Source organism: Myceligenerans halotolerans (assembly GCF_054782975.1).
In genome coordinates, this window is the sequence record NZ_BAAGRL010000011.1 from 57,477 (window position 1) to 77,120 (window position 19,644).

At 73.3% G+C, this 19,644-nt stretch carries 18 protein-coding genes and 1 riboswitch; of the genes, 14 read left to right on the forward strand and 4 right to left on the reverse strand.

What is annotated here, in order from left to right; genetic code table 11:
- The first annotated feature begins 136 nt into the window (after nucleotides 1-136).
- The 8 genes from ACYVK5_RS09135 to ACYVK5_RS09170 all read left to right on the forward strand — a co-directional run bounded on the left by ACYVK5_RS09135 (nucleotide 137) and on the right by ACYVK5_RS09170 (nucleotide 9,583).
- A complete protein-coding gene (locus ACYVK5_RS09135) occupies nucleotides 137-1,882 on the forward strand; it encodes a glycerol-3-phosphate dehydrogenase/oxidase (protein WP_460704064.1) in 1,746 nt (581 codons plus the stop codon).
- A 64-nt stretch (nucleotides 1,883-1,946) separates the two neighbouring features.
- Nucleotides 1,947-2,684 (forward strand): MIP/aquaporin family protein, encoded by a 738-nt coding sequence (locus ACYVK5_RS09140; protein ID WP_460704066.1) that lies wholly within the window; start codon nucleotides 1,947-1,949, stop codon nucleotides 2,682-2,684.
- A 44-nt stretch (nucleotides 2,685-2,728) separates the two neighbouring features.
- A complete protein-coding gene (gene glpK, locus ACYVK5_RS09145) occupies nucleotides 2,729-4,243 on the forward strand; it encodes a glycerol kinase GlpK (protein ID WP_460704068.1) in 1,515 nt (504 codons plus the stop codon).
- A 103-nt stretch (nucleotides 4,244-4,346) separates the two neighbouring features.
- A complete protein-coding gene (locus tag ACYVK5_RS09150; protein WP_460704070.1) occupies nucleotides 4,347-5,177 on the forward strand; it encodes an NUDIX hydrolase in 831 nt (276 codons plus the stop codon).
- 144 nt (nucleotides 5,178-5,321) lie between these two features.
- Nucleotides 5,322-6,566 (forward strand): diaminobutyrate--2-oxoglutarate transaminase, encoded by a 1,245-nt coding sequence (locus tag ACYVK5_RS09155; protein ID WP_460704072.1) that lies wholly within the window; start codon nucleotides 5,322-5,324, stop codon nucleotides 6,564-6,566.
- A gap of 70 nt (nucleotides 6,567-6,636) precedes the next feature.
- Nucleotides 6,637-7,920: an ectoine hydrolase gene (gene doeA, locus ACYVK5_RS09160; protein WP_460704074.1), complete on the forward strand. Its 1,284-nt coding sequence runs from the start codon at nucleotides 6,637-6,639 to the stop codon at nucleotides 7,918-7,920.
- 13 nt (nucleotides 7,921-7,933) lie between these two features.
- Nucleotides 7,934-9,304, forward strand: a complete 1,371-nt coding sequence (locus ACYVK5_RS09165; protein ID WP_460704076.1) for an aldehyde dehydrogenase family protein — start codon at nucleotides 7,934-7,936, stop codon at nucleotides 9,302-9,304.
- Nucleotides 9,305-9,373: 69 nt separating this feature from the next.
- On the forward strand, nucleotides 9,374-9,583 hold the full coding sequence (locus ACYVK5_RS09170; protein WP_460704078.1) for an EF-hand domain-containing protein: 210 nt from the start codon (nucleotides 9,374-9,376) through the stop codon (nucleotides 9,581-9,583).
- 43 nt (nucleotides 9,584-9,626) lie between these two features.
- Here the strand turns inward: ACYVK5_RS09170 and thiE are convergent, their stop codons facing one another.
- Genes thiE through ACYVK5_RS09185 form a run of 3 tightly spaced genes read right to left on the reverse strand, consistent with a single transcriptional unit; the run spans nucleotide 9,627 to nucleotide 10,949 of the window.
- Nucleotides 9,627-10,286 carry a thiamine phosphate synthase gene (gene thiE / locus ACYVK5_RS09175; RefSeq protein WP_460704080.1) on the reverse strand — a complete coding sequence of 220 codons (660 nt, stop codon included), beginning with the start codon at nucleotides 10,284-10,286 and terminating at the stop codon, nucleotides 9,627-9,629.
- A gap of 20 nt (nucleotides 10,287-10,306) precedes the next feature.
- Entirely contained in the window at nucleotides 10,307-10,723 is a 417-nt protein-coding gene (locus ACYVK5_RS09180; protein ID WP_460704082.1) for a PIN domain-containing protein, read from the reverse strand.
- 1 nt (nucleotide 10,724) lies between these two features.
- Nucleotides 10,725-10,949, reverse strand: coding sequence for a type II toxin-antitoxin system VapB family antitoxin (locus ACYVK5_RS09185; protein WP_460704084.1), 225 nt, complete (start codon nucleotides 10,947-10,949; stop codon nucleotides 10,725-10,727).
- Nucleotides 10,950-11,056: 107 nt separating this feature from the next.
- Nucleotides 11,057-11,160: riboswitch (TPP riboswitch) on the forward strand.
- Between ACYVK5_RS09185 and ACYVK5_RS09190 the strand changes: the two genes are divergently transcribed.
- The 4 genes from ACYVK5_RS09190 (at nucleotide 11,152) to ACYVK5_RS09205 (ending at nucleotide 14,733) form a co-directional block, all read left to right on the forward strand.
- Entirely contained in the window at nucleotides 11,152-12,336 is a 1,185-nt protein-coding gene (locus ACYVK5_RS09190; protein WP_460704086.1) for an FAD-dependent oxidoreductase, read from the forward strand. (Overlaps the previous riboswitch by 9 nt.)
- Entirely contained in the window at nucleotides 12,333-12,563 is a 231-nt protein-coding gene (thiS, locus tag ACYVK5_RS09195) for a sulfur carrier protein ThiS (RefSeq protein WP_460704088.1), read from the forward strand. The genes ACYVK5_RS09190 and thiS overlap by 4 nt, the downstream gene beginning before the upstream one ends.
- A gap of 2 nt (nucleotides 12,564-12,565) precedes the next feature.
- The gene (locus ACYVK5_RS09200; RefSeq protein ID WP_460704090.1) at nucleotides 12,566-13,423 is read left to right on the forward strand and encodes a thiazole synthase; all 858 of its coding nucleotides are present in this window, start codon (nucleotides 12,566-12,568) and stop codon (nucleotides 13,421-13,423) included.
- A complete protein-coding gene (locus ACYVK5_RS09205; protein ID WP_460704092.1) occupies nucleotides 13,420-14,733 on the forward strand; it encodes a ThiF family adenylyltransferase in 1,314 nt (437 codons plus the stop codon). The genes ACYVK5_RS09200 and ACYVK5_RS09205 overlap by 4 nt, the downstream gene beginning before the upstream one ends.
- 86 nt (nucleotides 14,734-14,819) lie before the next feature.
- Here the strand turns inward: ACYVK5_RS09205 and ACYVK5_RS09210 are convergent, their stop codons facing one another.
- Nucleotides 14,820-18,083 carry a hypothetical protein gene (locus ACYVK5_RS09210; RefSeq protein ID WP_460704094.1) on the reverse strand — a complete coding sequence of 1,088 codons (3,264 nt, stop codon included), beginning with the start codon at nucleotides 18,081-18,083 and terminating at the stop codon, nucleotides 14,820-14,822.
- Nucleotides 18,084-18,351: 268 nt separating this feature from the next.
- Here ACYVK5_RS09210 and ACYVK5_RS09215 point away from each other — a divergent pair, with 268 nt between their 5' ends.
- A complete protein-coding gene (locus tag ACYVK5_RS09215; RefSeq protein ID WP_460704096.1) occupies nucleotides 18,352-19,194 on the forward strand; it encodes an alpha/beta fold hydrolase in 843 nt (280 codons plus the stop codon).
- Between the two features lie 260 nt (nucleotides 19,195-19,454).
- Nucleotides 19,455-19,644, forward strand: a 190-nt coding sequence (locus ACYVK5_RS09220; RefSeq protein ID WP_460704098.1) for a hypothetical protein, incomplete at its 3' end; no start/stop codon positions are given.

The window sequence follows — 19,644 nt, forward strand, 5'->3', positions numbered from 1 at the left end:
GGAGATTCTTGCACGTTTGTGCATACGGCTTGCACGTCCGTGCCCGGCAAGGTGTGCTGTTGGTCCAGCACCGCCGTCGGCAATGACCGGCACAAGCACGATGCGTCGCAGCGAAAAGCAGTCGAAAGGGAACGGCATGGTCACCACCCGTCTCACCATGGAGTCCCGGACCCGGGCGCTCACCGCGCTGGAGCGGTCCACGGAGGCCGGCGCCGCACTGGACGTCCTGGTGATCGGCGGCGGCGTCACCGGCGCCGGGATCGCGCTCGACGCCGCGACCCGCGGCCTGACCACCGCCGTCGTCGAGGCCCAGGACTGGGCCTCGGGCACCTCGGGCCGCAGCAGCAAGCTCGTGCACGGCGGCCTGCGCTACCTGCAGATGCTCGACTTCCACCTCGTCCGCGAGGCCCTCACCGAGCGCGACCTCCTCCTCAAGGAGCTCGCCCCCCACCTCGTCCGCCCCGTGCCCTTCCTGTACCCCCTGGAGCACCGCGTCTGGGAGCGGGCCTACGTCGGCGCCGGCATCGCGCTCTACGACACCCTCGCCACCATCGGCCGCGGCCGCCGCGCCATGCCCTGGCACCGGCACCTGTCGCGCCGCCGTCTCGCGGAGAAGTTCCCCGACCTCGCCCACGACGCCGCCGTCGGCGCCGTCCAGTACTGGGACGCGTCCGTCGACGACGCCCGGCTCGTGGCCACCCTCGTCCGGACCGCCGCCGGCCACGGGGCGCACGCCGCCTCCCGGACCCAGGTCACCGCGCTCACCAAGGACGACGACGGCACCGTGGACGGCGCCGTCGTCGTCGACCTGGAGACCGGCCGCGAGATCACCGTCCGGGCCCGGCACGTCATCAACGCCACCGGCGTGTGGACCGAGGACACCGAAGCGCTCGCGGGCGACCAGGGCGGCCTGCGGGTGCTGGCGTCGAAGGGCGTCCACGTGGTGGTGCCCCGGGACCGGATCCGGGGCGAGGTGGGACTGATCCTGCAGACACCGGTGTCGGTGCTGTTCGTCATCCCGTGGTCCCGGTACTGGATCCTCGGCACCACGGACACGCCGTGGGAGCTCGACCCCACGCACCCCGTGGCCACCGCCGCCGACATCGACTACGTGCTCGACCAGGCGAACTCGGTGCTGTCCTGCGCGCTTCGGCGCGAGGACGTCATCGGGACGTACGCGGGACTCCGCCCCCTGCTGCAGCCCGGGACGAAGGAGGGGACCAGTTCCGCGAAGGTCTCGCGGGAACACACGGTCGCCTCGCCCACGCCCGGCCTGACGGTGATCGCCGGCGGCAAGCTGACGACGTACCGCGTGATGGCCAAGGACGCCGTCGACTTCGCGCTCGGCGACGACGCCGTCGCGCGGCCGAGCATCACGCACGAGATCCCGCTGCTCGGCGCGGACGGGCTGGAGGCCGCGCGGAGCGACGCCGCCGCCTGGGCGCGGCACTACGGGTGGACCCCGGCGATGGTGGACCACCTGCTCCACCGGTACGGCGCGAACCTCTTCGAGATCGTCGCGCTGTGCGAGGCGGACCCGTCGCTCGCCCGGCCGCTCGAGGCGGCCCCGGCCTACCTGCGCGCCGAGGTGCACTACGCCGTGAGCCACGAGGGCGCGATCCACCTGGAGGACGTGCTCGCGCACCGCACCCGCCTCGTCTACGAGGTGCCCGACGGCGCCCTCGCCGCCGTCGACGAGATCGCCGACGTCGTCGCGCCGCTGCTCGGCTGGGACGACGCCACCCGGACCGCGGAGACCGAGTCCTGGACCGCGCGGGTCCGGGCGGAGGCGGCGGCCGCCGCCGAACCCGACGACGCCGCGGCCGCCGTCGTGCGCGACCGCGCGTCCGACGTCGCGCCCATGCGGCCGCTGCGGACCTGACACATGCCGAGTGCGCCACGGCGCACCGACCGACAACGAAGTCAACGAGAGAGGAAACCGGCCCATGTCAACCATCCAGTTGTTCGTCACCGAGATGCTCGGGACGATGATGCTCACCCTGCTCGGCTGCAGCGTCGTCGCCAACGCGATCCTGCCGAAGACCAAGGGGGTCGGAGTCGGCGCCAGCTGGCTGCTGATCAACTTCGGCTGGGGTCTGGCGGTGTTCTCCGGCGTGTTCGTCGCCTTCAAGAGCGGCGCCCACATCAACCCGGCGGTGACCGTCGGCATCCTCGCGAGCGGGGCCGAGGATCTGGGTCCCGGCATCGCGGCGACCGCCGGCAACGCGACGATCTACATCGCGGGACAGGTGACGGGCGCCTTCCTCGGCGCCGTGTTCACCTACCTCGCGCACAAGCGGCACTTCGATGAGGAGGCCCCCGGCGCGGCCAAGCTGGCCGTGTTCTCCACCGGTCCGGAGATCCGCTCGTACGGCTGGAACATGGTGACCGAGATCATCGGCACGTTCGTGCTGGTGTTCGTCGTGCTGTCGTTCGCGAACTGGCCCGGCGACATGGGCCCGCTCGCGGTGGCGCTGCTGGTGACCGGGATCGGTGCGAGCCTCGGCGGCCCGACCGGGTACGCCATCAACCCCGCCCGTGACCTCGGGCCGCGCATCGCGCATGCGATCCTGCCCATCAAGGGCAAGGGCGGCAGCGACTGGTCCTACTCCTGGGTCCCGGTGGTCGGCCCCCTCATCGGCGGTGTCCTGGGCGGCGTGCTCGCCCCCGCCGTAGCCTTCTGAACGGCCCCCGCAAGTGAACTACACAACGAAGTGGATGGAGAACCATGCCTGACTACGTCCTCGCCATCGACCAGGGCACCACGAGCTCCCGGGCCATCGTGTTCGACCACGCCGGGACCATCGTCTCGTCCGGGCAGCTCGAGCACGACCAGATCTTCCCGCAGCCCGGCTGGGTGGAGCACGACCCGGAGCAGATCTGGGACAACACGCGGCAGGCCGTGGGGAGCGCCCTGTCCCGCGCGAGCATCAACTACACCGACCTCGCGGCCGTCGGCATCACGAACCAGCGTGAGACCACCGTCGTGTGGGACAAGAACACCGGCAAGCCGGTGTACAACGCGATCGTCTGGCAGGACACGCGCACGCAGGCGATCGTGGAACAGCTCGGCGGCGACGTCGGGGCCGACAAGTACAAGAGCGTCGTGGGCCTGCCGCTCGCCACCTACTTCTCCGGGCCCAAGGTGAAGTGGATCCTCGACAACGTCGAGGGCGCGCGGGAGGCCGCCGAGCGCGGCGACCTGCTGTTCGGCAACACCGACGCGTGGGTGCTGTGGAACATGACCGGCGGCGTCGACGGCGGCGTGCACGTCACCGACGTGACCAACGCGTCGCGCACCATGCTCATGGACCTCGACACGCTGTCCTGGCGTGAGGACATCGCCGCCGACATGGGCATCCCGATGTCGATGCTGCCCGAGATCCGGTCGTCGTCGGAGGTGTACGGCCACGGGCGCGCGAAGGGCATGGTGCCGGGCGTGCCGATCGCCGGCATCCTCGGCGACCAGCAGGCGGCGACGTTCGGCCAGGCGTGCTTCGAGGTGGGCACCGCCAAGAACACCTACGGCACGGGCAACTTCATGCTGCTCAACACCGGCACGGAGAAGATCCCGTCGAAGCACGGCCTGCTCACCACCGTCTGCTACAAGATCGGCGACGCGGACGCGGTGTACGCGCTGGAGGGGTCGATCGCGGTGACCGGGTCGCTCGTGCAGTGGCTGCGTGACAACCTCGGGCTCTTCGCCGACTCGCCCGACATCGAGTACCTCGCGGGCAAGGTGGAGGACAACGGCGGGGCGTACTTCGTGCCCGCGTTCTCCGGCCTGTTCGCGCCGTACTGGCGCTCGGACGCGCGGGGCGCGCTGGTGGGGCTCACGCGGTACGTCAACCGCAACCACATCGCCCGGGCCGCCCTGGAGGCGACGGCCTTCCAGACGCGCGAGGTGGTGGACGCCATGCGTGCCGACTCCGGCGTCGAGCTCACCGAGCTGAAGGTCGACGGCGGCATGGTCGCCAACCAGCTGCTCATGCAGTTCCAGGCCGACCTGCTCGGGGTCGACGTCGTCCGTCCGCAGGTCGCCGAGACGACGGCGCTCGGAGCTGCCTACGCCGCCGGCATCGCCGTCGGCTTCTGGTCCGGCGAGTCCGACGTCGAGGACAACTGGGCCGAGGGCGGCCGCTGGACCCCGGCGATGCCCGAGGAGCAGCGCGAGCGCCTCTACCGGAACTGGAAGAAGGCCGTGACCAAGACCTTCGACTGGGTCGACGCGGACGCCGGCTAAGGGCTCCCGTGTGGGTTCGGCAGTACGTCGTGAGATCGGTTGTTCAAGCTGCCGATCTCACGACGTACTGCCGAACGCGGCGGATGGCGGTTACGTTGCCCGGGTGAACACCAGTCCTGTCGTGCCCCGGGCCGCCGCCACCGTGATCCTGGTGCGCGACCGGCCCGATCCCTCCGGTGAGCGTGCCCCCTTGCAGGTGTTCCTGCAGCGCAGGGTGGGGACGATGGCGTTCGCCGCCGGGATGACCGTCTTTCCCGGCGGCGCCGTCGATGCCGGGGACGCGATCGCGCCCGCCCGTGTCCGGGGCCCGGGTCCCGAGGAGTGGGGCAGCCGGTTCTCGTGCGAGCCCGGCGAGGCCACGGGCTTCGTGGGTGCCGCCGTGCGCGAGACGTTCGAGGAGTGCGGCATCCTGCTCGCGGGGAACGTCGGAACCGCCGGCCCGCCCGGGGCTCCGTCGTCGGGCACGGAACCGCCGCTGCCCGACGACGCGTGGCTGCGTGCCGCGCGCTCCGCGTTGCTCGACCGGACCCGCACGCTGGCCGAGGTGCTCGACGACGCCGGACTGGTCCTGCGCGCGGATCTCCTGCACCCGTGGGCGCGCTGGATCACCCCCGAGCAGGAGCCTCGGCGGTACGACGCCGCGTTCTTCGTCACGGCCCTCCCCGCCGGGCAGGCCGCCGACGCCTGGACCACCGAGGCGGTCGAGGCGGGCTGGTGGTACCCGGCAGACATCCTCGCCGAGCGCGAGGCCGGCGCCGCGCGCCTCATGCCGCCGACCCTGGTCGCCCTCACGGAGCTCGCGGGCTTCGCGGACACGGCGGCGGTGATGACGGCGACGGCGGACCGTGTCGTCGAGCTGGTCCGTCCCACGCTGGTGCGGAAGGGGGAGCGGACCGTCGCCGTCGTCGGCGACCGCGAGATCGCCATGCCGTGAGGATGGCCTTGGTCCGACCCTCGCCGGACATCGAGGATAAATCGTGCGGTGGCCGGTGACGGCTGCGTTTCCCCGCAGAATCCGGGCGGAAAAATCGCGGCGAGTTCCTTGACGGGGAGCGGTGCGAGAAACTAGATCTGGCCCATGGAGGTCTTCGAGAAGTGGGAGTCAGAGATCCGGGGCTACAGCAGGATGTGGCCCACGGTGTTCACCACGGCGTCGAACGCCCGGCAGACCGACGAGGACGGTAGGAGTTACATCGATTTCTTCGCCGGTGCCGGTGTGCTCAACTTCGGGCACAACAACGAGCGGATGAAAAGGGCAATTATCGCCTTTCTCGAGGCGGACGGCGTCGTCCACAGCCTCGATATGGCGACGACGGCCAAGCGCGATTTCCTGCAGGGATTCGCGGAGAAGATCCTGGGCCCGCGCGGCATGACCATGCGCATGCAGTTCATGGGCCCCACGGGCAGCAACGCCGTCGAGGCGGCCCTCAAGCTGGCCCGGCGGGTCACGGGCCGGCGCGACGTCGTCGCGTTCACGCACGGGTTCCACGGCATGACGCTGGGATCCCTCGCGCTGACCGCGAACGACTACTTCCGGAACGCCGCCGGCGTCCCGCTGGAGCACGTGGTCCGCCTGCCCTTCGAGACCGCACCCGGCGGCGGGATGCGGTCGCTCGAGGACTACCGCGCGCTGCTGGCCGACAGTTCCAGCGGGCTGAAGCCCCCGGCCGCCTTCGTGGTGGAGACCATCCAGGCCGAGGGCGGCGTCCACGTCGCGAGCGGCGAGTGGCTGCGGGCCGTGCAGCAGCTCGCGCGGGACGTCGACGCGCTGTTCGTCATCGACGAGATCCAGGTGGGCTGCGGCCGGACGGGCAGCTACTTCAGCTTCGACGGCATGGACCTGGACCCCGACATCGTGTGTCTCGCGAAGGGCATCGGCGGCTTCGGCACGCCGCTCGCGATGAACCTCGTCAAGCCCGAGCACGACGCACGCTGGTCCCCGGGCGAGCACACCGGCACGTTCCGCGGCCAGGGACTGTCGTTCGTGGCGGGCCGCGAGGCGCTCGGCTACTTCGACGACGACGTGCTCATGGCGCAGGTGCGCGCCAAGGGGGAGGTGATGGCGGACGCGCTGCGGGCGATCGCCCAGGAGGCCGGCCGCGGGTTCGAGGTGCGCGGCGTGGGCATGATCCAGGCGCTCGACCTGGGCGACGGCGCCCTCGCCAAGGCCGTGACGACGGCGTGCTTCGAGGCGGGCCTGCTGGTCTGCCCGTGCGGCACGGGCGGCCGGGTGCTCAAGCTGATCCCGCCCCTGACCATCCCCGACGACGACCTGACGGAGGGCCTGGAGATCCTCGCCCGGGCGGTGCGCGACGCCGGGTGAGACCGGCCGGACGACAAGGCAGCAGACAGCAGGCGGTAACGGACGAGCACCACGAAGGGAGGCCTGAGAGATGAGACAGCGCGACGACATGACGTTCCCGTTCGAGGAGTATCAGAGGCGCTTGGCGGAGCTGCGCAGGCGCATGGCGGACCGGTTGCTGGACGCGGTGGTGATCACCGATCCGGAGAACCTCATGTACCTGACGGACTACCAGACCACGGGGTACTCGTTCTTCCAGGCGCTGGTGGTGCCCCTGGACATCGAGCCCTTCATGATCACGCGCGCGATGGAGGAGTCCAACGTCCACGCGCGCACCTGGGTCGAGGAGACCCGGCCCTACCCGGACACCGGTGACGCCATCCAGAGCCTGGTGCAGGCGCTGCGGGAGTTCGGCCTGCACGCGAAGGACGTCGGCTACGAGCGGAACAGCTACTTCTTCCCCGCCTACCACCAGGACTACATCCACACAGCGTTCACCGAGGGCCGCCTGCTCGACTGCTTCGGCATCGTCGAGGAGGGGCGCCTCATCAAGTCGGCGGCGGAGCTCGGGATCATGGCCAAGGCCGCCCGCGCGACCGAGGCCGGGATGAGCGCCGGTATCGAGGCGTGCGCGGCGGGGGTGACGGAGAACGAGATCGGCGCCGAGATCAGCGCCGCCATGTTCCGCGCCGGGGGAGAGCCGCCGGCCGTGATGCCGTACGTGGTCTCGGGCCCGCGGAGCATGATCGGGCACGCGACCTGGGAGGGCCGGACGGTCCAGCCGGGCGAGCACGTGTTCATGGAGGTGGGCGGCTGTTTCCGGCGCTACCACACGGCGATGATGCGCACGGTGGTCCTCGACGATCCGTCCGCGTCGATGCTGATGGCCCAGGAGCGCATGAAGCTGGCGCTCAAGGAGGTGAAGGCGGCGATCCGGCCGGGCCTGACGGTGTCCGACGCCGACAACATCGTGCGCAACATCATCTCGGACAACAGGGTGGGCGCGCGGCTCATCACCCGGTCCGGCTACTCGATCGGCATCGCCTTCCCGCCGAGCTGGGACGAGGGCTACATCCTGAGCCTCAACCAGGGCAACCCGACGATCCTGCGCGAGGGCATGACGTTCCACATCCTGCCGTGGATGTGGGGGGTCGACGGCGACAAGACGGTCGGCATCTCCGACACCATCCACGTGACGGCCGACGGCTGCGAGTCGTTCTACACCCTGGACGAGGACTTCGTGGGCAAGCCGGAGTACGCGCCCGCGCCGGCGTCCGCCGTCGTCCCCGAGTCCGCGACCGTCGTCGTGCACGACGACGGGACGGAGCCCGACGCCCCCACCCCCATCCGCCCTGACATCGCAGAGATTGCGTGAGGAGGAGGTCCGCATGCTGACTGCCATCGATCCGAGTACCGGACAGGTCGTGGCCGAGATGGAGCCCGCAGGTCCCGAGCAGGTCGACACCGTGCTGGGGGCCGCCGAGTCGGCCTGGCCGTCCTGGCGCGACCTCGGGATCGCGGGCCGGGCGGAGGTGCTCGCCGCCGTGGGCGCCTACCTGCGCGAGCACACGGGCGAGCTCGCGCCGCTCATGACCGAGGAGATGGGCAAGCCCGTCACCGAGGCGCACGGTGAGGTCGCGAAGGCGGCGTGGTGCTTCGAGCACTACGCCACCCACGCGGCGGGGTACCTGGCCGACGACGTCCTGGAGTCCGACGCGACGCGCAGCTACGTGCAGTACCTGCCGCTCGGGACGGTCCTCGGCGTGCTGCCGTGGAACGCGCCGTTCTGGCTCGCGGCGCGGTTCGCGGCGCCGGCCCTCATGGCGGGCAACACGTGCGTCATGAAGCACGACCCGCACGTGCCCGGTTGCGCGCAGGCGATCGCGAACGCCCTCGCGGCGGCGGGCGTGCCGGCGGGCGTGTTCGCGAACCTGCCGCTGGAGACGGCGGCGGTGGAGGGCGTGATCCGGGACCCGCGGGTGCGGGCGGTGTCGTTCACGGGGTCGGCGCGCGCGGGATCGGCCGTGGCGGGCGCCGCTGCGAGCGAGATCAAGCCGGCGGTGCTGGAGCTCGGCGGGAGCGACCCCTGCCTGGTGCTGGCCGACGCCGACCTGGACGCGGCCGCCGAGGTCATCACGCTGTCGCGGATCATCAACGCGGGGCAGTCGTGCATCGCGGCCAAGCGGATCATCGTCGAGGCGCCGGTGTACGACCAGCTGGTCGAGAAGCTGCAGCGGCGGCTCGAGAAGCTCGTGGTCGGGGACCCGCGGGACGCGAGCACGCAGGTGGGGCCGATCGCCAGGGCCGACCTGCGCGACAACCTGCACCGCCAGGTGACCGAGACCGTCGATGCCGGCGCGCGCCTGCTGCTCGGCGGGACCATGCCCGCCGGGCACGGGTTCTTCTACCCCGTCACGCTGCTGACGGACGTCACCGAGGGCATGGCGGCGTGCCGCGAGGAGACGTTCGGGCCGGTCATGGTGGTGATGAAGGCCGACAACGCCGAGCACGCCATGGCCATCGCCAACCGCAGCGAGTACGGGCTGGCGGCGAGCGTGTGGTCCACGCCCGAGCGCGGCGAGGCGATGGCGTCCCGGATCGCGGCGGGCCAGGTCGCGGTGAACGGGATCGTGAAGACCGACCCGCGGCTGCCGAGCGGGGGGATCAAGCGCTCGGGCTACGGCCGCGAGCTCGGCCCGCACGGCATCCGCGAGTTCGTCAACGCCCAGCAGGTGTGGGTGGGGCCGAAACGGGAGTAGCCCGGGCGGCGGGGGTTGGCGGTAGCCTGCTCCGGACCGAACATGCCGGAAATTTCAGGAGGGCTTCCCGTGACCGCCGATGACGAGCTGACCGCCACGTTCCACGAGTTCGACGCCGACGACGACGGCCACATCACGGCCGACGAGTTCCGCCGGGCGATGAGCGGCCGCGGCGAGGAGGTCACGAACGAGGACCTCACCTCGATCTTCGTGAACGCCGACGCCGACGGTGACGGCAAGATCAACCTGGAGGAGTTCACGAGGGCCTGGAACGGCTGATCACCATTGCTGACGCCGGTTCAGTAGGAGTAGAGGGGGCCGGTCAGGTAGTGAGGCGGCGGCGGAGGCGGGCCGCCGCCTTCTCCGGGTCCTCGGCCCGGGTGATGGCGCGGACGACGACGATGCGGGTGGCGCCCGCCTCCAGGACCTGGTCGAGGCGGGTGGGGCCCGGGCCGTCGTCGTCGGCGTCGATGCCGCCGATCGCGAACCACGGGGTCGCGGGCCGGGTGGCGGCGACCTCCCGCAGGAGGTTCAGGCCGACCGCCGGGCGGCCGGGCTTCGTCGGGGTGGACCACAGGGGGCCGACGCAGAAGTAGTCGACGCGGTCGTCGGCCTCGGCGGCCACGGCCTCGTCGAACGCGTGGGTGGAGCGGCCGAGGACCGGACCGCCACCCAGGAGGGTGCGCACGTCGGCGGGGGAGAGGTCGTCCTGTCCCATGTGCACCACGGGCGCGCCGGCCAGACCGGCGATGTCGGCCCGGTCGTTGACCGCCCACAGCGCCCCGTACTCCGCCGCCACGCGCGCCACCAGCGCGTGCAGCTCCAGCTCGCGCGTCGCGTCCAGCGACTTGTCGCGCAGTTGCACGACGTCGACCCCGCCGGAGAACACCCGGTGCAGGAACGGTTCGAGATCGCCCGATGACTCCCGGGCGTCGGTGCACAGGTACAGGCGGGCGTCGGCGAGCCGGGTACGAGGGTCCACGGGACCGCAGTCTAGGCGCGTCAGTCGGCGGTTCCGGCCGGGACCACCCACTGCGTCGGCTGTCCCGTGACGCCGGCGATCAGGTCGTAGTCGCCGTCGTAGTGGAGGACGGTGGCCTGGTGGCGCTCGGCGGTGGCGGCGATCACGAGATCGGGAAGGGAGACCGCACGCCACGAACCCGCCTTGACCAGTTCCTCCTGAACGTCGAGAGCCCGGTCCCAGATCTCGTCGGGCATGGCCAGCCGGTCGAAGCCTTCGAGGCCCGAGCGAAGGCGTTCGGCGTCGTCCTTCGAGCGGGCGGAGTACATCATCTCGACCTCTACCGCGCCGCACACCGCCAGCCGTCCGGCATGGTGCAGAGGCTCCAGGACCTCACGGACCGCGGGCTTTCCGTACCGCGCGAACGCCGACTTGTCGATGAGGAACGTCCTTGCCATCTCAGGCGGCCCCGGTGTTCCCGTGGGCGTCGGGCGCCGGCTCGATGGGGCCGGTCAGGTCCGGGAGGCCGCCGTCCGCCAGGAAGTCGAAGAACACCTGGCGCTTGCGGCGCTTGATCGCGTCCTCCAGCGCCGCGTTGACCGTCGCCACCTTGGTGGGCGTGCCGAAGATCTCGGCCGCCTGCTTCAGCAGAGCGTCGTCCAGGTCCACGACCGTACGTGCCATCGAGGCCACCCCCTCTTGATATCGCTGACGGGCATCGATGATATCAAGTGCTCGTTCGACTGGCCCTGGCGGCGGGGCGGGGCGTATGAGCCGGACCCGTTATGGTGGGGCACGTGCACGGGAGCCCCGCACGGGGCTGAGAGGGCGAATGGCGCCGACCGTCGAACCTGATCCGGGTCATGCCGGCGAAGGGAGCAGGAGAGTGGAACACCGTCGCGCGGGCGAACCCGCGGCCGGCGTCGTCGTCATCGGCGCAGGGATCATCGGGCTGACCGCCGCGTGGCGGGGGCTCGCGGCCGGGGCGGCCGTCACCGTGCTCGACCCCGCGCCCGGTGACGGCGCCACCCACGCCGCGGCCGGGATGCTCGGGCCTACCATGGAGGCGGAGTTCGGGGAGGAACGCCTCGCGCGGGCCGGCGCGGAGTCCGTGCGGCTCTGGCCGGAGTTCGCCGCCGGGCTGGAGCGGGCGGCGGGCCTCGCACCCGGGGCGCTCGGCCTCGACACGACCGGGACGCTCGCCGTCGCCTACGACGCCGACGACGCCGCCCTGCTGCGCCGGCGCCTGGCACTGCACCGCGAGCTGGGCCTGGAGTCCGAGGAGATCACCGTGGCCGAGGCCCGGAGGAGGGAACCGTCCCTCGGGCCGCGCGTCGCCGGCGCCGCCTGGGTGCCCGGCGACCACCAGGTCGACCCGCGCGCCGTGCAGCGGGCCCTGCTCGACATGGTGCGGCGTCACCCGCGGGCGCGGCTGGTGGAGCGTGCCGCCGCCGCGCTGACGTGGGACGGCGATGCCGTGGTCGGCGTGCGCGACGACGCGGGGACGGAGTGGAGGGCCCGGCCGACCATGGCCGTGCCCGACGACACGGGCGGAATCGTCGTTCTCGCCGCCGGGCACGCGAGTGCCGCGCTGTACCCGGGTGCCTCGACCCGGCCGGTCCCCGGTACGACTCTGCGACTCGACGCCGACGTGACGCTCGGTCCGTCCGTCGTGGTGCGCGGCACCGTCCAGGGGCGGCACGTCTACGTGGTGCCCCGCCGCGCCCGGCCCGACGGCCGCCGCGAGATCGTCGTCGGCGCCACCTCCGACGAGCGCGCCGCCACCACGCGCACCCGCGCGGGCGACGTGTTCGCCCTGCTCCGCGACGCGCGCGCCCTCCTGCCCGCCCTCGACGAGGCCGACCTGATCGAGGCGACCACCCGATCGCGCCCCGGGTCCCCGGACAACGCCCCGCTGCTCGGCGCGGCCGCACCCGGCCTGGTCCTGGCCACCGGCCACTACCGCGGCGGCGTGCTCCTGGCGCCGCACACGTCCGCCACCCTCGACACCCACTTCACCCCAGCCCCCCGCCCAGCCCCGGCCGCCCAAGACAGTCAGGAGCTTCCATGACCACCGAGACCGTCGCCGTCGTGAACGGCGAGCCCTACCCGCTCGACGGGCCCCTGCCCGTGACCGACCTCGTCGCGCGCCTGGTGCCGGAGGTGGTGGTCGACGGCGTGCCGCGGGGCGTCGCGGTCGCCGTGGACGACGCCGTCGTGCCGCGCGGCGCGTGGGACCGCACCGAGATCCGGCCCGGGATGCGGGTCGAGGTCGTCACCGCGGTCCAGGGAGGATGACGATGACCACCCCCTCCGGCGCAGAGCCCCTGACCATCGCCGGCATCCCGCTCGGCTCCCGGCTCGTCATGGGGACCGGGGGCGCCGCGAGTCTGCTGGCGCTCGCGGACGCGCTGACGGCGTCGGGCACGGAGCTGACCACCGTCGCGATGCGGCGCGTGGCCCGGCCCGAGCCCGCGGCCCCGGCCGGCGACCCGGGCGGCGACCCGGCCGGCGACACCTCGATCTGGGCCATGCTGGAACGACTCGGCATCCGCGCCCTGCCCAACACCGCCGGCTGCTTCACCGTCCGAGAGGCCGTCCTCACGGCACAGCTCGCGCGCGAGGCGTGCGGCACGGACTGGGTCAAGCTCGAGGTCATCGCCGACGACGTCACCCTGCTGCCCGACCCGGCCGGCACCATCGAGGCCGCGCGCATCCTCGTCGAGGACGGCTTCACCGTCCTGCCGTACACCAACGACGACCCGGTCACGGCACGCCACCTGGCCGACGCCGGCTGCGCGGCCGTGATGCCGCTCGGGTCGCCGATCGGCTCCGGGCTCGGGATCGCCAACCCGCGCAACATCGAGGCGATCGCCGCCGCGTCGCCCGTGCCGGTGATCCTCGACGCGGGGATCGGGACGGCGTCGGACGCGGCGCTCGCGATGGAGCTCGGGTGCGACGGCGTCCTGCTCGCCACCGCCGTGACCCGCGCGGCGGACCCGGTACGTATGGCGCGCGCGATGCGGCTCGCCGTCGAGGCCGGGTACGACGCCGCCCGCGCGGGCCGCATGCCCCGCCGCGAACAGGCTCTGGCGTCGTCCCCGACGGGCGGCCGGGTGGCGGTCGGCGAGCGCGACAACCTGGACCTGGCGCTGTGACGGCGCCGCTCGTGGAGCCCGGGCCCGAGCTCCGGCGCGACGAACTCGCCCGGTACGCGCGGCATCTCGCGCTGCCCGGGATCGGCGTGGACGGCCAGCGGCGGCTCGGCGCCGCGCGCGTGCTCGTCGTGGGCGCCGGAGGCCTCGGCAGCCCCGCGCTGCTGTATCTCGCGGCGGCGGGCGTCGGCACGCTCGGCGTGGTGGACGACGACGTCGTCGAGACCTCCAACCTGCAGCGACAGGTGGTCCACGGCGAGGGCGACGTGGGCCGGCCCAAGACGGCGTCGGCCGCCGACACCGTGCGGGAGGTGAACCCGCACACCGTCGTCGTCGAGCATCGCGAGCGCCTCACGCGCCACAACGCGCTCGACGTCCTGGCCGGCTACGACCTCGTGCTGGACGGGTCGGACGCGTTCGCCACGCGCTACCTGCTCTCCGACGCCGCCGAGATCCTCGGCATGCCGTGCGTGTGGGGCGCGCTGCACCGGTTCACGGGCCAGGTCTCGACGTTCTGGGCCGCGGACCGGGGTCACGCGGGGGCGGGCGCGGGCGCCGACGCCCCGCAGGGGGTGACCTATCGCGACGTCTTCCCGGTCCCGCCTCCGCCAGGCGCGTCGCCCGACTGTGCGACGGCGGGGGTCCTCGGCGCCGTGTGCGGAACCGTCGGCACGATCATGGCGACCGAGGCGATCAAGCTGATCACGGGCGCCGGGCGCCCGCTGCTCGGGCGGCTCACCGTGCACGACGCCCTGGAGGGCACGTGGCGCACGCTCACGGTGCGGCGCGATCCGGACCGCGCGCCGGTCACGGAGCTCCTGACCGCCACCGGGGAGGGGAACGACGGCGGACGTGGTGCGGACCCGTACGCCGTGTTCTGCGGGGTGGGCGGCGCCGAGACCGGCGACGCAGCAGGCGGGCCCGGCCGCGGCCCCGGCCCGGACCGTTCCGCGGTGGACGACAGGGCACCCCGCCCGGCCGAGGTGTCGGCGACGGAACTCGCGGCGGCGCGCGACAGCGACGCCGACGTCCTCGTGCTCGACGTGCGGGAGACCTGGGAGTCGGCGATCGAGCCCTGCCCGGGAGCGCGAGTCGTCCCGTCGGGGACGTTGACCGGCCCGGACGCGGGCCCGGCAGTGTCCGACGTCGCTGCCTGGGCGGACGGCACCACGGTGCACGTGCTGTGCGCGTCGGGCGTCCGCTCCGCGCGGGTCGCGGCGAGGCTCCGTGAGTCCGGGATCGACGCCCGGTCGGTCGCGGGCGGCATGCGTGCGTTGGGCGTTCTCGGCACGAGGTTTCCGACCCAGGCATGAACGTGCCGTGCATCGCCCGAGGAGGGGCGGCGCAAAGCTCGTGCCCGGGTCGGAAACCTCGTGCCGGCAGCTACCCGCGCAATCTCCTATGTGACCGGCGGGAACGGGGCCGGTGCGAGCCGGGCCTCGGGGACGAGGAGCGCCGGGTCGGTGAACGCCGGCAGACCTTCCGTGTGGACGATGCGGCAGCGCGGCGTGGTGTGGCGCACGCCCAGCCGGGCCAGGTCCTCCGGGGTGAGCGCCGGCGCGGCCGAGATGCACGCCTCGTGCAGCATCGCGTCCTCGCCCTTGTCGAGCGCGCGGCTGATGGTGACCCCGTGCTCCTGCACCAGCAGGAGCCGCCCGTGTGCGGCGTGCACGGTGCCGGGATCGGGCTCCTCCCCGGCGGCGCGCAGGCTGGTCGTGATCGTCCCGACCCGGGCGCCGGACCGGATGTCGAACAGCGCCAGCAGCGTGCCCTCGTTCCGCACGACCAGCCCCGGTTCGGCCAGGACGGTCAGGACGCCGCCGTGGGAACCGGGGGACAGCAGCGGCAGGAGCGGGCCGTCCTCGGCGACGGCCCCCGCGCGCACGGAACCGTCCTCGGCGAGCGTGACCAGCCGGGGCGGCGAGTCCTCTCCCTCCCACAGCCCGGGCACCAGGTGCACCTGCGCCATGGCCCCGCCCCGCACATCCCAGCTCGGCAAGGGGCTCGTGAGGTCGAGGACGCGCAGCGACCGGCCGCGCGGGGCGACGGCGAGCCAGCGCCCGTCGTCGTCCACGGAGACGCGGCCCGGCTCGTCCCACGGCGGGGCGATCGGCTCGCCGATCCCGAGCTCGTCGGGGACGTAGCGGGGCGCCTCGGTGAGGCCGGGGCGCATGAGGTAGACCCCGCCCGTGGAGTCCACGAGCACCAGGTGGTCCGGCGTCCGGTGGGCGCCGACCAGGACGGGGCAGGTCGAGGGCGGGTCGCCGAGCTTCCGGGGCAGGCAGCTGTCCCTCTCCCAGGTGGTGAACGCGGTGTGGGCGCCGCGCAGCAGCTCGCGGAAGTCCGGCAGCGGCTCCGCGGGCGGGTCGAGCGTGCCCGCCGGGCCGGGCTGGAGGGCGTCGGTGTCGCTGAGCCAGGCCCGGCCGTCCGGTGCGAGGAGGAGCAGGTCGCCGTCGTCGGGCCGCGTGGCCCCGGCATCCGTGGCCGACGGCGTGAGCCAGACCGGGAGCAGGCGCTCGCCGTCGTCCAGGCCGGGGACCTCGACGGTGCCCTTCTCGTGGACCTGGACGGTGCCGTCGGGCCAGGACAGGGCGGTCGTGGCCGCGTGCTCGGGCAGCCGGTCGCCCGAGCGGGAGGCGACGACGGGCGCCGCCGCCGGGCTCTCGGCGATGCCGGGCGGGAAGTCCATGTCGCTGCTCTCCCGCGTGGTGCGCCACAGGGAGAGCTCCTCGCCGTCGGCGGCGACCACGCGGTCCTCGGGCGCGAGCACGGCCAGCGCGTCCGGGCCGGCACCGGTCAGGTGCCAGGTCCGGGTGCGCGGCCAGAGCATGTCCCGGGGAGCGGTGCAGGCCACGAGTCCGTCGTCGGTCCGCACGAGCGCGCGGGATCCGGAACCGTCGACCGCGGCGAGCTCCGGGTTCCGCCAGCCGTGGGGGACGGGGCACGACATGGCGGCCTGGACGCCGTCGTCGGGCCGGGTCCGGGGGTGGTGGAGCGTCACCTGGGTGGCGGTGCCCGAGCCGGACAGCCCGGCCCACGTGGTGAGCGACGGGGCGGGGACGGTCCCGTCCGGGGCCTGGTCCGGCTCGTCGCCCGAGGAGACCGCGAGGGTGTCGAGGTCCAGGGTGCGGGACTCGCCGGTGCGCGGGTCGGCGACGACCACCCGGCGGGTGCCGTCGGCATGGAGCGCGGCGGCCGCGACGTCCGTCGTGACGGCGCGGACGGGGGCGTCCTGCCCCCCGTCAGCGGCGCAGCGGGAGGCCGGGCTGGTGAAGAAGGCGTGCGTGTGCGCGGCGACCTCGCCCAGGTCGAGATCCCCCTCGGGGCCGCTCAGCGCGATCCGCAGGAGCTGGCGGGTGGCGCCGCCGGGGCACGTGCCCCGGGTCTCGTAGGTGACCAGGAGGGCGTCGCCGGCCGGGGTGACCGCGACGCCCGTGGGGTCCAGCCGTTCGTCGTCGGCCACGTCGAGGAGCGGGCGGTAGAGGCGCACCAGGTCGCCGTCGCCGGCCAGGAGGCCGCCGCCGGCGGGGAACCGGCCGAGCACGACACCGGCCGCGTCGACGGCCGCGACCACGCGCCCGTCCTCGCTGCCGGCGACGGAGGTGCTCCCGGCCGGCAGCTCCGGTTCGGGGAGGGTGACGCTCGCGCCGGGCAGGATCTCCGGGTCGCCGTCCTCGGGGTTCCAGCGCAGCAGCCCGCCGGTCGCCGTCCGGCCCACCGTGCCGGTGGTGGTGGCGGCGAGGGCCGTCACGCCGGGCGTGTCGACGGTGCGCAGCAGGTGCTGGTCGTCGTGCGAGGTGTCGAGCGTGGCGGTGAGGAAGGCGTGCCGGGTCTGCGTCCCGGGCGCGCGGTGGTAGGCCTCCGCGGCGAGGTACTGGGCGAGGTCGGGGTCCTCGGTGCGGCTCGCGTGCGACGCCGCGGCGAGCAGGTGGGCGTCCCGCTCGTACGACGCCGCCGCCTCCCGCTCGGCGGAGTGGCTCGCCAGGGCGCCGTTCACGACCGAGAGGGCGAGCAGCACCGACAGCGCCGAGGTGAGCGCGCGGGCGCGGCGGTTGAGCTGGCGTTGCGCGGTGATGTGCGCGCTGAGCACGTCCTCCTTGGCGGCGTTGCGCAGCGGTGCGGCGAGTTCGGCCAGGGCGTTGGGGAGCTCGGGATGGTTGGTGCGCCCGGGATCGCGGCGGGGGCCGCGCAGGTCGACCCACCGGGGCTCGCGGTCGAGGTGCTCGATCAGGGCCGGGGGCAGGGCGGTGGTCGCTTCGGCGTCGATGCTGCCGCGCCCGTGATCGAAGACGATCTCACCGCTGGTGAGGGCGATGTAGACCGTGTGGATGCTGCGTTCGGCGAGCCACCAGCGGACCTCCTTGTCGACCCACTCCGACGCGGCGGCGCCGGGGGAGGCGAACACGATGAGGCGGTCCGAGGCCGCGAGGCAGTTCTTGATCTCCAGCCACAGGTGAGGGTGCGCGGCCAGGCCCGAGCGGTCGACGAAGAGCCGCAGGTCGCGATCGTCCGACGGGCCTGCCGCGCCCTTGCCGAAGCCGCGCAGCATCGACTGGATCCGGGGCACGAAGTCGCCCTCGGCGCTGCGGCTGTAGGAGAGGAACGCGTCGTAGTGCTTGCGGCGGGGCCGCGCGGGCGGGGTGGGCGGGACGAGGTCCGGCATCGAGCTCCCTCGGTCGATCACAAAGAGGATATAAGGGAAACCGGTCGCGGTGCTGGTGGGAGCTGGTGACGGCGCGTCGGAGCGCACGATGCGGTGGGTGGGGTGGTGGCGTCGGCCGGAGCCGTGGCGGGCCGGGTGGGGTGGGGTGGGGTGGGGTGGCGGGTTGAGTCGGGTTGGGTGGTCGCGTCGCGTCGCGTCGCGTCGTCGATGTCGGTGTGTCCGGCTACCGTGTGGCGTGTTCCGGGCAGAACCTGGCGGAGGGAGTCGTATGCCGTACGTGGAGGTCGACGGGGCACGAGTGCACCACGAGGTGCGCGGGCCCGAGGATCCGGACGCGCCGACGGTCGTGCTCGTGCACGGTTTCACCCTGGACCTGCGGGTGATGACCGCGTCGTTCGAGCCGGTGTTCGCGGAGCGCCCGCACTGGCGCCGGGTGTACGTCGACCTGCCCGGGCACGGCGGGACGAGGGCGCCCGGCGTCGACGGGTCCGACGACGTCCTGCGGGTCCTGCGGGCAGCGGTGGAGCTCCTGGTACCGGGGAGGTACGCCGTCGTCGGGCAGTCGTACGGCGGGTACCTGGCGCGCGGGCTGGTGGCCGCGCACCGCGACCGGACGGACGGCATGGCGATCGTGGTGCCCGTGATCGAGCCGTCGCGCGAGAAGCGCGACCTGCCGGCGCGCCGGATCCTGTTCCGCGACCCGGGCCTGTCCGACCGCGTGGAGCCGGAGGCGCTCGACGAGGACGACGTCGGCGTCGCCCAGACCCCCGGGACGTGGGCCCGTCGTCAGGAGGTCGTCGTGCCGGGCCAGGACGCCATGGACGTGGCCGCCGTCGCACGGATCGCGGCGTCGTACGAGGGCACGTTCGCGGTGGACGACGGCGACTTCACCGGGCCGAGCCTGATCCTCGCCGGGAGGCAGGACGCCACGACCGGTTACCGCGACGCCTGGACCATCCTCGAGAAGTACCCGCGCGCCACGTTCGCCGTGCTGGACCGCGCCGGGCACGGCGTCGAGGCGGAGCAGCCGGAGCTGTTCGGAGCGCTCGTGGGGGACTGGCTGGACCGGGTGAGCGAGCACCGGGCACGGCCGGAGGGGTACCGCGGCTGAGGGTGCTGCCGGGGACTCGGGGCCTGGGCGCGGCCGTCCGTGAACGCCGGTGCGCGGAGGCGTCCGGATCGGGTCGGCGGCGCCTGGGCCGCCCTCATGAGGCTGCTGGTGCGATCTGCTGGCTGTGTCGCCCGTGAGATGCGTTATCCACAGATCGGATGCCGCGGTAGCGGGTTGCCGCCGACAACCATAGGATCGAACACAAGAGCGATCGGTGATCTTGTGCCGGGCTGTCCGGTCCTGGAAGGGGGTGCGTGCTGATGTCGGCTTCCGTGTCCGACGGTTCGGTCTTCGACGACGGTGCCTGGCGCGCGCCGGGCGTCGACGCGCTGCCTCGTGAGAGCGGGTGCCTCAGCGGCGCGGGTGGGTTCGGTGGCATGGAGCCCGATGACGTGGAGGTGGTGGACGGGTTCGGTATGCCGGTGTTGCCTCCGGACCACACGGAGGATG

Bases quoted from the DNA above. Each gene is read 5' to 3' on its own strand.
- ACYVK5_RS09135 (WP_460704064.1), top strand. From the start codon at position 137: ATGGTCACCACCCGTCTCACCATGGAGTCCCGGACCCGGGCGCTCACC.
- ACYVK5_RS09140 (WP_460704066.1), top strand. From the start codon at position 1,947: ATGTCAACCATCCAGTTGTTCGTCACCGAGATGCTCGGGACGATGATG.
- glpK (WP_460704068.1), top strand. From the start codon at position 2,729: ATGCCTGACTACGTCCTCGCCATCGACCAGGGCACCACGAGCTCCCGG.
- ACYVK5_RS09155 (WP_460704072.1), top strand. From the start codon at position 5,322: ATGGAGGTCTTCGAGAAGTGGGAGTCAGAGATCCGGGGCTACAGCAGG.
- doeA (WP_460704074.1), top strand. From the start codon at position 6,637: ATGAGACAGCGCGACGACATGACGTTCCCGTTCGAGGAGTATCAGAGG.
- ACYVK5_RS09165 (WP_460704076.1), top strand. From the start codon at position 7,934: ATGCTGACTGCCATCGATCCGAGTACCGGACAGGTCGTGGCCGAGATG.
- ACYVK5_RS09180 (WP_460704082.1), bottom strand. From the start codon at position 10,723: ATGGCAAGGACGTTCCTCATCGACAAGTCGGCGTTCGCGCGGTACGGA.
- ACYVK5_RS09185 (WP_460704084.1), bottom strand. From the start codon at position 10,949: ATGGCACGTACGGTCGTGGACCTGGACGACGCTCTGCTGAAGCAGGCG.
- thiS (WP_460704088.1), top strand. From the start codon at position 12,333: ATGACCACCGAGACCGTCGCCGTCGTGAACGGCGAGCCCTACCCGCTC.
- ACYVK5_RS09200 (WP_460704090.1), top strand. From the start codon at position 12,566: ATGACCACCCCCTCCGGCGCAGAGCCCCTGACCATCGCCGGCATCCCG.
- ACYVK5_RS09210 (WP_460704094.1), bottom strand. From the start codon at position 18,083: ATGCCGGACCTCGTCCCGCCCACCCCGCCCGCGCGGCCCCGCCGCAAG.
- ACYVK5_RS09215 (WP_460704096.1), top strand. From the start codon at position 18,352: ATGCCGTACGTGGAGGTCGACGGGGCACGAGTGCACCACGAGGTGCGC.